9 protein-coding genes and 2 pseudogenes are annotated in these 13,014 nt (G+C 46.4%); 10 read left to right on the forward strand and 1 reads right to left on the reverse strand.

Translation table 11 applies throughout. The features are described from left to right. Positions 1 to 61 precede the first annotated feature (61 nt). Positions 62 to 1,270 carry a hypothetical protein gene (locus ACO0LL_RS02330; protein WP_422949276.1) on the reverse strand — a complete coding sequence of 403 codons (1,209 nt, stop codon included), beginning with the start codon at positions 1,268 to 1,270 and terminating at the stop codon, positions 62 to 64. Here ACO0LL_RS02330 and ACO0LL_RS02335 point away from each other — a divergent pair. The 10 genes and pseudogenes from ACO0LL_RS02335 to ACO0LL_RS02380 all read left to right on the forward strand — a co-directional run. Next, positions 1,232 to 2,191: pseudogene (locus tag ACO0LL_RS02335) on the forward strand (OB-fold nucleic acid binding domain-containing protein); the annotation flags it as partial. The gene ACO0LL_RS02330 and the pseudogene ACO0LL_RS02335 sit on opposite strands and share 39 nt — an antisense overlap. A 217-nt stretch (positions 2,192 to 2,408) precedes the next feature. Further along, positions 2,409 to 2,876 carry a helix-turn-helix domain-containing protein gene (locus ACO0LL_RS02340; RefSeq protein ID WP_422949277.1) on the forward strand — a complete coding sequence of 156 codons (468 nt, stop codon included), beginning with the start codon at positions 2,409 to 2,411 and terminating at the stop codon, positions 2,874 to 2,876. 378 nt (positions 2,877 to 3,254) lie between these two features. Then, the gene (locus ACO0LL_RS02345) at positions 3,255 to 4,523 is read left to right on the forward strand and encodes a tyrosine-type recombinase/integrase (protein ID WP_422949278.1); all 1,269 of its coding nucleotides are present in this window, start codon (positions 3,255 to 3,257) and stop codon (positions 4,521 to 4,523) included. Further along, positions 4,477 to 6,234: a hypothetical protein gene (locus ACO0LL_RS02350; protein ID WP_422949279.1), complete on the forward strand. Its 1,758-nt coding sequence runs from the start codon at positions 4,477 to 4,479 to the stop codon at positions 6,232 to 6,234. The genes ACO0LL_RS02345 and ACO0LL_RS02350 overlap by 47 nt, the downstream gene beginning before the upstream one ends. A 4-nt stretch (positions 6,235 to 6,238) precedes the next feature. After that, positions 6,239 to 8,230, forward strand: a complete 1,992-nt coding sequence (locus ACO0LL_RS02355) for a hypothetical protein (RefSeq protein WP_422949280.1) — start codon at positions 6,239 to 6,241, stop codon at positions 8,228 to 8,230. Beyond that, a complete protein-coding gene (locus ACO0LL_RS02360; RefSeq protein ID WP_422949281.1) occupies positions 8,211 to 8,627 on the forward strand; it encodes a hypothetical protein in 417 nt (138 codons plus the stop codon). The genes ACO0LL_RS02355 and ACO0LL_RS02360 overlap by 20 nt, the downstream gene beginning before the upstream one ends. A 117-nt stretch (positions 8,628 to 8,744) precedes the next feature. Continuing rightward, positions 8,745 to 9,050 (forward strand): hypothetical protein, encoded by a 306-nt coding sequence (locus tag ACO0LL_RS02365; RefSeq protein WP_422949282.1) that lies wholly within the window; start codon positions 8,745 to 8,747, stop codon positions 9,048 to 9,050. A gap of 595 nt (positions 9,051 to 9,645) precedes the next feature. Continuing rightward, positions 9,646 to 10,254: pseudogene (locus ACO0LL_RS02370) on the forward strand (ATP-binding protein); the annotation flags it as partial. Between the two features lie 80 nt (positions 10,255 to 10,334). Then, positions 10,335 to 11,069, forward strand: a complete 735-nt coding sequence (locus ACO0LL_RS02375; RefSeq protein WP_422949283.1) for a DUF2076 family protein — start codon at positions 10,335 to 10,337, stop codon at positions 11,067 to 11,069. Between the two features lie 204 nt (positions 11,070 to 11,273). Then, the gene (locus ACO0LL_RS02380) at positions 11,274 to 13,010 is read left to right on the forward strand and encodes a DUF1800 domain-containing protein (RefSeq protein ID WP_422949284.1); all 1,737 of its coding nucleotides are present in this window, start codon (positions 11,274 to 11,276) and stop codon (positions 13,008 to 13,010) included. Positions 13,011 to 13,014 lie beyond the last annotated feature (4 nt).

Genomic DNA, 13,014 nt, shown 5'->3' on the forward strand with positions numbered 1-13,014 from the left:
CCGACGGATCTCAGCAATCTCAATACCTATAATTATGGTTGCTCATTATCTTCTGAGGTTGTCATGGCCTAATCTTATGCCTATCGAACAAACATTCAAAAAAATCGATCACTAGTTTCTTGGCGCGTGGGCCGACATCATAGCGATCATTCCTCTTAGTCACATCCGGAAACTCTGCTCCTCCAAAGCGATACAGTTCATATCCTTGAAGCCGCAATCGCCTGTCTTCCTCGACCATCTTTGCGTACTGAGTGGGTGATGCTTTACCGCTTTCAGAGTAGTGCTGCTGCCCGTCAACCTCAATAACGACGCGAATACGGCCATCTAGCAACATTAAGAAATCCATGCGTTGTCGAGATAACACACTGTCTTTACCTAGTTTCGCTCGCTCGGATTGCGTAAATGGGTCGTAATGTAGATAGACCTGTGGAATCAAGGCTGGAAGTCGATCTCCAAATTTCGGGCCAAGCACTTCGTGATAAATGCGGAAGATTGCATATTCTCCAGGAGAATCAGATAACACTACGGATTGCGTCAAACGCTTTCCCAGAGCCTGTCGGGCGAACTTCAAGTCTGCGAGATTTCCGCGCTCCTGCCACCATTCGGCCATATCCAACCATGTGAGACCGCTCGCTGACAACTGGCGGTCAAACACAAGACATTTGTCTGCGTGCTTGATGATTTCGATGTCGTTATTTACAGCGTCGCGTAGCACCAGCTCTGGCTTTGGCCCGATTGATGCGAAAATTAAGTTCTTCACGGCACCGGCAACGCCATTTTCGATACGACGAACAGCATAGATCGGATAAGTAGATTGCTCTCCGATTATAGTGGCATGAAAGCCATCTGGCCGCAGAACGGCATTTAAGTGAGCTGCTAACTCGGTTTGTTCGTCTCCGCGCCGAACAATCGGGTGCAGTAATTTTTCAAGTAATGCAAAAAATTTGGTCTGACTGCAAGTCAGTGCGCCACAACGAATCAGTACTTCTTCATTGGAATCATCTGGATTGCGCACATAGTGTTGAATTATTTCTTTCGAGAGAGTAGGAAGGAAATTGAGATGGTTATCAATACCGTCATAGGTCAAGTACTCATACGAAACAATATTAAGGCCTTCGAAAAGATCGATGTCGTTGAATAGCGAATCAAGACAATTCAGAATTTTTAGCGTGTCACGCCGAGTAATTTCTGTGATGCGATGCTGAGAATGTACGGTTAGCTCGCTTACAGCTTCAGCCAAATTAGGGATGTAGAATTCCCTGAGAGTCATGCAGCCAGTTTCGCCTTACTGGCCTATGCCAGCAGCTGGCTCAAATGTCATGAACCAGCGGCATTCCTGTGTGCACTCCTGAATAGCTTCCCCATGGGGTTTTATTCCAGATCAGCACTGGTACAGGATGGCAAGCGTCATGGTCTGATCGTAAGGCCAGTCGATGTATGCGTCAGCAACTGGGATGCCAGTCTGGAACCTATACCAGATAAGCAGCCGGCAGTCAGACTCGGCCTCAACAATATTAGTGGCCTCAAGAAAGATGCTGCCTGGCGCATAGAAGAAGCCAGGGCAATTCAGCAATTCTCCAGTGTCAGTGACCTGTCCGCCAGAGCTAGCCTGGACAGGAATGACATCCAGGCATTGGCCAAGGCTAATGCCCTTGAGTCTCTGGCAGGTAATAGACGCCAGGCGATGTGGCAGTCAGTTGTCGGTATCCCGGATAAGGGGTTGCTGCGAGATGCCAGTGTCCATGAAGACCGCATCGAGCTGGCCGCGCCCAGCGAAGGAGAAACCATCGTTGCTGATTACCAAAGCTTAAGCTTGACGCTGGGAAGACATCCCTTGGCTTTGCTGCGGGAGAAGCTCAAAACAATGCGCTTCCTGACTTCCAACGTTCTGCATTGCAGCGCAGACGGCATGCTGGCGCGTGGATGTGGGATTGTGATTGTGCGGCAACGGCCCCAGACGGCAAATGGAGTGGTGTTTCTGACGATTGAAGATGAGGCCGGAACTGTAAACGTAATTTGCTGGCAAAGCGTAGTTGAACAGTACCGCAAGGAGATTTATGGAGCTTCATTGATTGGTGTTTATGGGCGCTGGCAAAATCAACACAATGTGCGGCATTTGATCGCAATGCGATTGGTGGACTTGTCCCATATGCTCGGTGAACTGCAGACCAAGAGTCGGGACTTTTGTTAAAAATTTTAGGTTACAAGTATTACGAATCCGACATAGGTAAGTATCACCTAAAAAAACCGTTTTTTCATGGAGAAAAGTCGGAAAATTGGGCATCAAAAAAACATTTTTTTGATGCCCAATTTTATGAAAAAATAAAAAATATATTCTTTCAAATCAATAAGTTACGAAGCAATAACGCCCACTTGAAAACAGATGCAACGTAGTGTATTGTGCCGCCATGCACCCATATACCAAACTTCGCCCCAATCGATTATCAGAGCAGTGGATCCACTCTGTTGAACATGTCACACCTTTTGGTTGGCTTATTAAGAGGCTACTTGCTCAACGCGAGATGACTCAACGCGAACTAGCGAAAAGAGCTGGTGTAGGGCCGTCATATTTATCTGCGGTTCTCAAAGGTGTGAAAAATAACGTCTCAAAAAGTTTAATGGAGCGAATTTCTACAGCACTACATTTAGACGAAGAAGAAAAAGAAGAGCTTTTGCAAGCGCAAGATTTATCGCGCAACACTTACGAAATTAAAGATATGCCACCATGGAAGTGGGCTTTAGTTTCAAATTTTTACACAGTTCTTCCGAATCTGACACAAGACGTCGCCGGAATCGTAAATGCTGCGCTGGCATTGGCCAATGAAAAACAGAGGCTAAACGATCCCGGAAGGAAAAATCAGGAGAACAAAATGTAAAAGCCCCGCACAACTCAATATTGAGTAAGCGGGGCTACGCATCTTTCGATACACGTCTGGAAAACGAAGTATCGGTCATGCCTGTTCCCGCGTCAAGCCCCCATATTAACTACTTTTTCCGCAAGTTCGCTTGCAGGAAGAGACGCGTTCGCCTAAAAAACATGACCAAAATTAATACCCCCACGCATAATCGCTATCGAATTGTCACGAACTTCGTGGCTACCACATCGTCAATCAAGACACTCCCCATAAAAAATCCTGCTAGTGCATTGCCACCAGGTGGGATGTAGCCGCGCAAGCGATCTCCTTCACTCCAACTCAACAATAAGTCGACCCCATTTGTAATGTCCGATTGCATCGGACATGGGGAACGTGCACGTGCAATTTCATAATTTTATGGCATACATTTTAAACATCGAATATCAACGTTACGCTGCTTCAAGTTCAGGTGAACCAAATGCACTAAAAAAGACAGGTGAAAAAATTCAGAATTTCCCTGTGATTGTTCAAAAAAATGGATCCCCCTGGTTGGCAGGCTGTGCCTACCTATGCAGTAGCGCACAAGACGTATTCGCAGGTAGTTTAAGCATAAAGACCATCCGCAGCTATTCCTGGCAGCTTTTGTCCTATTTGCAATACTGTGAAGATAGCGGCCTTGACCCGATGCGTTTTGGCACTACAAGGCTAGAGAAACCGAGTTACCTTTATAAAGGATACCTCGTAAAGCAAAAAAACGGTACCGCATCAAAAAAACTCAGCTCCAGCACGGTTACCGCTCGCATAAATGCGGTGACACGATTTTTCGCATGGGCTATAGATCATGGCTGGCTTGAGGCCAGCGCGGAACCGTTTCGGCTCAAATCATCAGTGGCAACAAAAATTGATCAATTTGGTTTTGAAAAAAAAATCTCCGTGCAGTCCACAGATCTGTCAATACGAAAGTCGCGTACAAGCAGTACAACCGTCGAAGGTGGGCTAACTCCAGTTTCGACCAAAGTCAGAGATGAAATATTGGCGTATGCCACTATGTACTCCAGTCCCGAATTTTCGATCATGCTGGAGTTGGGATTTCGGACTGGACTACGCATTCAAACAATCTGCGGTCTACATGTAGAAGCGTTTTCCAATGCAGTGCCAAGCGATGTTCAAGGCTTACATTACTTCAACGTAGGCCCAAAGTACGGCATACCCACCAAATTTGGAGTGAATTACAAGCCACAAATTCCTGATGATCTGCTTCTAAAAATCAAGAGCTATATAAATTCACCCCGGCGCTTAGATCGTGCCGCCAAGGCAAATGACTCGAACAAGAAAATAATTCTACTGAATAGATGGGGGAAACCCTACAACGACGCAGGGTCAGATCTGAGCAGCTCAGTAAGTCAAGACTTAAACAGATTGAGAAAAAAGACTGCTGGGAAATTAGATCTCAGAGAGTTCTACTTTCATTGTACTCGCGCGACGTTTGGTACATCAATCGTAACCGCAGGGCTGCAAGCAGGAATTCGCGTTGACCACATCATCAATCGACTTAAAGATTTACTAGGCCATAAAAACGCGAGCACAACACTTTCATACATAAAATTTATTGAGGCAATGAATGTCAACAATACCATTGACGACGAGCTTGCACGTCAGTCGAAATAAGAAATTTCAATTTCACAGTTTAGGAATAGCGATCAAGAGAAGTGGACGTGAGATCTACGATTTCGATTTACGAAAATTAGCTTTTTTTGGCGGAGCCGAACTTCCTCCAAAATCTAATGATTACACGAAGATAATCAAATTGCTGGGAAAACCTATTTCAGAAAGAATTCCGCTAGTAATGGAAATTTACCAGGTGTTTATGCTAAGCATAGCAGACGGTATTCTGCCGGGAACTATCGGAACAAGATTGATGCTGCTACGCAAATACTTCTCGTACTGTGAGTCCAATTCTTTGCCTTTGGAGAAATCTGTCGAGGCAACAAAGAAAGCACTGGCAGCATGGATTCAATTTCAATGGAAAAGGTGCAGAAATGGAGAAATAACAGAGACCTCAGCACACGGAAATATATGGGGCGTTCTTTCTGTTTTTAAGGAGGTCCTAAATTGTTCGAGTGACGAGCTCATAGGGCGCATTACATTGCCAAGAGCTGATAAAGAAAGTCGCACACACGAAAAGATGGATATCAATGCGGTTGAGCGCTTTCTATTTGATCTTGAAGATATCATCAATTCACTGGATCTACAAACAGTCCGAGGAAAATGGCCGATGAGGATTACATTCCGGTCTGGAACATCAATCCTATACAACGGAAAAGGGCATTGTGCGACAGAAAGTACCAATACCGGTTACCTATCTCCATACCATGTCAACCTAAGGAGAAAAAGAAATAGCAATACCTCCTTCGCAGCAAGACGTCATGCAATCAATCTTCGGACAAGTGCAGAAACGCTCGCATTTATTGGAGCGACTGGAACAAACATACAGGTAGCGATAGATTTGCAATTGGTTGCCATTAAGTATGAGAGCTTCGGTGATCAATACAAAATCGTGGGATTTAAGAATCGACGCCAAGAGAGTGTAGAGATCCGAATACCGAAAACATATCGAGCAAAGTTAGAGGATTGGCTTGCTTTCCGTAACGAAGTATTTAAAGACGTTCCAGTTGAGCGATTTTTCCCTATCCTGAATGCATCACATCAAGAAATAACTACAACAGGGGAAAGAGGATTTAGAGAATTGGCGAATGTATTAAGTAGAGCTGGTAGGCCACGCGTCCCAGCGGTATTGCTGAGGTTTGCACGTGCACAAAAGTTAATTCGAAGTGCTGCAATTGGAGGTGATCTGGTAAAGGTGGCATCTGAACTTCAACATGGCCTGCCAACGCTATTGAAAAGTTATTTAAAAGGCTCTCAACAAATGGCCTCGGTCGAACTTGGGCGATATTTTTCAAGCATACAGCCAGAGGAAGCCAAAAATAAGGTAAGGGCAGGCGGCAGCTGTAATAATCCCGATGCGCCAAATTCATTTTCTAATGAAGCAGATGTCCATCCAACACCTGATTGCATGAATCCAGTCGGCTGCTTCTTCTGTGTTCAATACCGAGCTATCGAAAATTTTGACTATATACACTCAATACTGTCATACAAAGAATTTCTAAAAATGCGTCTAAAAATACAAGGGACCATTCAGTCCATTGATCCGATGATTTCAGCATCACTTGAAAGAATTGATGATCATGTTCAAGCCGCAATTCAATCATCAAAGAAAATTTCATCTGAAGCAGTTGCAGCGATAGAGGAAATTAAGGCAGAAAATTATCATCCGAAATGGCGCGGCTGGATTGAGCTAATGATGATGCAGGAAGGATAAAAAAATGAAATTTACCGCCAATATTAGTCACTTGAATGCCCCAACACCATCGGAGCCAAACTATTCAATACACTCACTTGATGTTCCCCCAGATTTTCCAATTTCGATTTCCCGTAGTGGCGAAATTTTGTCCACCTACCAGGATATGTCCTGGGATTTTACACCTTATGCCAATAGGAATTTGAGACTACATTTCCAATTTAAAACCGATAATGGAAATGCCATTGATGAAGTAAACCTTTTCAGATTTAAAAAACTCATTCTTTGGACAATGTATGCCTGGCGGCAGCCGCTATCAAGCAATACTATCTCAGGAATCTCCGCTCACATCCGTACGATTATCAAACTGTGCGTAGACAATAAAATTGATATTGCAAAACTTAGTCAATTCCCCAATGTATTCAACCAAATCATCGAAATCGCTACGAACGCGAAATGGGTATCACTACGAAGAATTTTAAAGTTGATATACACAGATAGACATATATTGGGGTTTTTTGTATTAACAAACGATCAAATTTCAGCTTTGGACAAACATTTCGAGATACATTCGGTTCAGCACCAAACGCCATATATACCAATTCGCATTCTCAATAATATTATTGATCGATGCACATTGATTGTGAACGGATATCTGAAGAATGAAAAAAATTTTGAGCAGCTTTATAGCGCGTGCTTAGAGTATCGCGATAGAGCATTCAGAGAGTTTGGACCCAACATTAAATCGTGCTCAATAGTATACAAAAAAGGCATAAGAACCGGGTGCGTAGAATATTATTCCGGGAAAAAATTTCATGATCTTACCTCCGAATATGGAGTGCACGACATCATGATGAGCACAAATCCTCCAAATACAATACTCCGACTTGCCAGCATGTCTTCATATCTAACAAATGTAGGCTATGCAGCGCGCATGCTAATTGCGGCGTTCACTGGCATGCGAGATAAAGAGCATGTTTTATTACGTAGAGAATGTCATTCAGTTCGCGAGGACGAAATGCTTGGAGCCGTACATTTCATAACAGGAAGCACCACAAAAACCATTAAGGACAAATCTGCTTACTGGGTAACCTCTCCGAGTGTAGAAATTGCTATCAAAGCGGCAATCTCAATTTCTTTGCTTCGTGAAAAAACTGCTATCAAATATTGTGAATACAATCCAACGCGCTCAAATAAGTCGTATTTGTTCCCTCCCAGTTCAGAGCCTTGGCTCGGTTATGCCGAGGCTAGCAAAAACTTATTTAAAGATTCTGCTATTTCAGTCAGATTTGGTGGCATCGACAAAATGAAAGGTAGCTGTCCGCATCTGCTCCCATTTGATCTGTTGAAGATTACAAAAGAAGATCTGGAGGAAGCCATAAGAATGACACCGGATCTAAATCTGAAAAAATATAAGATTGATGAGCCTTGGAACCTTTCATGGCATCAGTTTAGAAGATCTTTTGTCTGCAATGCGTTGAGTGCCGGAGTTACATTGCCTGCATTATGTTGGCAGTTAAAACACGCAGGCCCCGCAATGACACTGCACTATGGAAAGAACTATTTTTCGAAACCTTTAGACCCGGAATTGAAGAAAGAGTTTGAAAATGCTCAGATAGAGATATCAAGAATAAAGGTCAAGGAGTTGGCAGGTGAAAATTTCGTGGCGGCAAACGGTATAAATAAAAACTCTGTTCTTCGTACATTAAATAGCTATGAAGGGGACTCATTCAAGGCAGCGATTTTAAATGGAAGTATTGCCATCAAAAACACCGCTTTAGGTGTTTGCACTAATCCTCTACCTTGTGAATTTGGTGGGTGGGACAACGTCTCTGAATGCGTCACATGTGCGAAGGGGCTGATACAAAAATCTAATCAAGGTCGAATGGAGAAAATGCTCGAAATCGTTGAATCAGATTTAGCGGAATGTAGAGAGAATGACTCCTTACTGATCCAGAGCTTGAACGCACAAAAAAATGCTATTGTGGAGGCTCTGTATGCAATCAAAAAATCCTGAGAAAATATTCCAGATGGCATTCGAGCGATTGGTGAATGGAATTCCTGAAATTTTGCCTGTAGGGAGTGCGGTGACCCAAAACAACGTTGCGCGTGAGGCCGGACATACACCGTCGGCGTTGCGTAAAGAACGATTTCCAGCGCTAATTAAAAAGATTCAGATTTATGTCGCCAGTTCAAAACGGAATGCGTGCGAAGAAGGTAAAACCACTTCGAAAAAAGACGCCCCTGCGCAAGGACACATTAGAGAAGAAAGGCTCAACGTTTTGGAGGCAGAATCAACTAACAAGTTATTGAGTCTACTAGTTGAAGTAAGCGAATTGCGAGCCCATATATTGCGTTTAGATCCAAAGGACAGCACCGCTGATATCATCGCCTTCCGCAGCCCAGTAAGGTAACATGGAGCTATCGACCAGAGAAATTAACTTATTGGATTCAAATTTAATTTATCGATTCTTAAATTCCACGAAACGAAAAAATGGTTTTAAGCGTTTTGATTAAGGAGCACACCATTCATGCTGATAAAAGTAAGTGAGAACACATATGTAAATCCTGACGCTATCGGGAGGCTTACAATTGATAAAGATTCTTCCGGAGGAGGCAGAAGAAGCTTGACCACTATAGTGGATATGTCAGGCCAGAATACATTGGCGACGATATCAACCTCGGTACACCCTAGTAGCTATGAAGCTGAGAAAAAGAAGCTTTTACTTAGAAAGGATGATTTTATTCATGCAGAAATCGTCCTGGCAATAAAGGAAAGAAGAGACATTCGAGACTGGGAAACAATATCTGAACAGGAAAAGCTGTCATATAAATAATCGAGATTTCGACGACAGACTTGTTACTTGAAGTTTAAGTAACAAGTACTGGCCGTCATTTGCTCCTCGCATTACCTATTCAGCCTATTCCATCCGATGATCTGTGTCAGAGCATTTTCGACAGTGGTAGACATTGACATTGAGATCATGCCCCCGGTGAGGCTTTGGGCAGAACCATTCATGCTTGCACTTCGGAAAATAGATTTTTATGGTTCCAATAATGACAACTATCAAGCCAACCGCCAGTACTATTGCTATAAATGCAAAAGAAAATTTATATATAGTAAATAATGTCAAAAGCGATCACCTAGCGGAAATGGATTGATGCAGTCTGCATCCACTTTACATTTAACTGTTTTGACATTCAAGCCCTAAGGTGGTGAGCAATTAAAGAAATATCAAATGCTGTTCCGACTTCATAGTTTCAATCATTGAGTGTGCTCTAAATATTATGGTAAAGCAGAATTTGATCAACTCTAACAAATTGCAAATGTCGATGACAGAATGGGTTACAAGTCGATATCGACAATGACTGCAGATTAAAAAATCGCAATTAATTCAAGTACATACGAAATGTCGGCAATCAGTATGTCAACTGTATGCAGACGAACTTCCGGAATTCGATAGAAAAGTGCTGGAAGTTTTACGTGAACCTCTGGAATCTGGCCACATTACCATCTCACGCGCGGCGCGTCAGGCTGATTTCCCGGCGCGCTTTCAATTAATAGCAGCCATGAACCCATGTCCTTGCGGCTACTTCGGGCATAGCAATGGCAAATGCCGCTGCACGCCTGACATCATCGCCCGTTATCAGGACAGAATATCCGGCCCGCTGCTGGACCGCATAGACATGCAGATACAAGTCGGCGCACTACCGCATGCAGACTTGCTCAAGCAGGCCGATGGTGAAGCCAGTGCCAGTATCCATGCGCGGGTAGAAACTGCTTTTGACAGGCAACAACAGCGCCAGGGCAAGGCGAATAATCTGTTATCGACCACAGAAATTGACCTGCACTGCCAACCGGATGAACAAGCTGGACAACTCTTGCGCAATGCCATGACCAAACTCAACTGGTCAGCCCGCGCCTATCACCGCGTATTAAAGGTCGCCCGCACGATAGCCGACCTGGCTGGTTCAGCCCATATCTCGACGCCGCATGTAGCTGAGGCGATACAGTACCGGCGTGCACTCCGGGATCAGTAAAGCTGGTCACGGCATTGAAATTACCATTGCCATGACCAGATAGGGGACAGCATTAATGTATCTCTCAACAGGAGTTGATCATGTCCCCGCAAGAAACCCAGGTTTTACAAAACTTTCTCGACCAATTGGTGAAAGTGCAAGACAGCAATAAAGATGCGCAGGCGCTGGCGATGATCAATGAGGCCGTCAGCAAGCAGCCAGACGCCCATTATCTGTTGGTGCAACGGGCCTTGTTGCTGGATCAGGCTTTGGCCAATGCAAACCAGCAAATTACCAGCCTGCAAACCCAATTGCGTGATTTACAGGCGCAGAGAAACCCGGCACCGGCAGGCAACTTCCTTGACCCCGCTACGACAGGCTGGGGCAACAGTGCCAGCAGCCGTGCCCAGCCTGCAAGCAGCTACAGCGTCAGCGGGCAGGCATTGCCACCGCCTCTCCCGGCAAGCTATATGAACGCGGCAGCACCAGTGGCGGCACCGGCATCAGGCTTTTTCGGTGGTGGCGCTGGCAATGTGCTGGGTACGGTGGCTGCCACTGCGGCAGGTGTCGCTGCGGGTGCCTTTCTATTCCAGGGCATAGGGCATTTGATGGGTGGCCAGCATCATGCGGCCAGTACTGACAATGCCGCTGCGCAACTCAACCAGGGTGGTGGTGATCTGATTCCCGGTTATTTTGATACAGGCAATACCAGCAATCCCAGCGCCACCAATACCGACAGCGCCGCCCACGCATCGCCGCTGGCTGATGCTACGCCTGCCGAGTCAAACTTTGCTGATGACAGTTATTTTGATGGTGATGACCTGGATCTGGCCTGATCCTCGGGTGGTTTATTTATAAGCGCCGCATACAAACAGGCTTGCTTTTCATCAAGGCAAGCCTGTGACCCTTCCCCTTCTGTTGGCAGCCTGCATTTTTGTTACAGCGCGTTACGAAAATGTGGGTAAATATACATATACTGCGTATCACGGTTTATCGATTGATGCGTTATAGATGGATGTCAACGGAAAAGGCAGAGCGAAATGACGACCCGACTGAATTTGCAACATGCCCTGGCTGCCAGCATGCTGGTCTTGCTGAGTGCCTGTAGCACCACCTCCCAGCAACAGGCAACGGATAACAGCAAACTGCCGCCCGTAGGCAATACGCTGGGCAAGGCCGCAGTGGCACCAGAAGCCTTGTTGAACCGTCTGAGCTGGGGCAGCAATCCCTCCACATTGCAGGCCATGCAGACCGTGGGCCCGGACCGTTACCTCGACCAGCAGTTGCGCGGGCGCAATGCCACCCTGCCTGCCGCAATACAGGCGCAGGTCGATGCGATGACCATTTCGCGCCAGCCTTTCATGGATACCATGCGTGAGCTGGAAGCGCGCCGCGTTGCCTCTGAGCAGCAAAAAGGCACGGACGACACGCTGCGCAAGGAATACCAGCAGGAAATGACACGCCTGGCCAGGGAAGCCGCCAACCGCGCTCTGCTGCGCGACATTTACTCTTCCAACCAGTTGCAGGAACAGATGAGCTGGTTCTGGATGAATCATTTCAATATCCATAGCGGCAAGCACAATATACGGGCGATGCTTGGTGATTTTGAAGAGCAGGCGATACGCCCGAATGCCCTGGGCAACTTCCGCGACTTGCTACGCGCCACGGTCATGCATCCGGCCATGCTGCGTTATCTCGACAATGAATACAATGCCGTCAACCGCCTCAATGAAAACTATGCGCGAGAATTGATGGAATTACACACCATGGGTGTTAATGGTGGTTACAGTCAGAAAGATGTGCAGGAGCTGGCCAGGGTACTCACCGGTGTTGGTGTCAGCCTGAACAAGGATGCACCGCGCATGAAACCTGAGCAGGAAAAGCTGTATGTCAGGAAAGGCATGTTTGAATTCCAGCCACAGCGTCATGATTTTGGTGACAAGCAAATCCTCGGGCAAACCATCAAGGGGCGCGGCATTGCCGAACTCGATGATGTCTTGCTGATGCTGTCCAGGCAACCGGCCACGGCGCGTTATGTGAGTCAGAAACTGGCGCAGTTCTTTGTGGCGGACAACCCCTCGAAAGACCTGGTAGAGAAGATGGCGCAGCGCTTCCTGCAAACCGATGGCGATATCCCGGCCACCCTGCGCACCATGTTTGACAGCCAGGAATTCGTCGCCTCGCTGGGCAAGAAATTCAAGGACCCGATGCACTATATGCTGGCCTCGGTACGCCTCGCGTATGACGGCAATACCATCGTCAATACCGGCCCCATGCTGAACTGGCTGAATATGATGGGCCAGCAACTGAACGGCAGGCAGACTCCGGATGGTTATGCCCTTGATGAAAGTGCCTGGGCCAGCTCGGGTCAGATGACAGTGCGCTTTGATATTGCCAGGTCACTCGCGAATGGTAACCCTGGTTTGTTCAAAGTTGATACGCCAGCACCGCCAGCAGCTATGCCAGTATCCATGCCGGCAACATCGATGACACCGCCAGTTGCCGCAAGTGGCATGCAAGCCCCGGCAATGCCGGCACCGGCAATGTCACCGGCACCTGCAGCACCTGCATTACCAATAACAGCAACAGCTCAGGCAGCAACACCTGCGGCGCCGGCTGCACCTAAGCCACCGCCGCCGGCGCTAGCAACTTCGGGCTATGTGAAAAACTGGAGCAAGCAATTCAGCCCGGCCACGCAAACTGCTCTGAGCCAGGCAAGTACACCGCAGGAGTGGAATGCCTTGTTCCTCGCCTCGCCTGAAATGATGCGCCGCTAATCCT

Origin of the sequence: Undibacterium sp. TC4M20W (genome assembly GCF_049340245.1) — a bacterium.
Lineage (GTDB): Bacteria > Pseudomonadota > Gammaproteobacteria > Burkholderiales > Burkholderiaceae_D > Undibacterium.

Bases quoted from the DNA above. Each gene is read 5' to 3' on its own strand.
- ACO0LL_RS02350 (WP_422949279.1), top strand. From the start codon at position 4,477: ATGTCAACAATACCATTGACGACGAGCTTGCACGTCAGTCGAAATAAG.
- ACO0LL_RS02360 (WP_422949281.1), top strand. From the start codon at position 8,211: ATGCAATCAAAAAATCCTGAGAAAATATTCCAGATGGCATTCGAGCGA.
- ACO0LL_RS02340 (WP_422949277.1), top strand. From the start codon at position 2,409: ATGCACCCATATACCAAACTTCGCCCCAATCGATTATCAGAGCAGTGG.
- ACO0LL_RS02365 (WP_422949282.1), top strand. From the start codon at position 8,745: ATGCTGATAAAAGTAAGTGAGAACACATATGTAAATCCTGACGCTATC.
- ACO0LL_RS02380 (WP_422949284.1), top strand. From the start codon at position 11,274: ATGACGACCCGACTGAATTTGCAACATGCCCTGGCTGCCAGCATGCTG.
- ACO0LL_RS02375 (WP_422949283.1), top strand. From the start codon at position 10,335: ATGTCCCCGCAAGAAACCCAGGTTTTACAAAACTTTCTCGACCAATTG.
- ACO0LL_RS02355 (WP_422949280.1), top strand. From the start codon at position 6,239: ATGAAATTTACCGCCAATATTAGTCACTTGAATGCCCCAACACCATCG.
- ACO0LL_RS02330 (WP_422949276.1), bottom strand. From the start codon at position 1,270: ATGACTCTCAGGGAATTCTACATCCCTAATTTGGCTGAAGCTGTAAGC.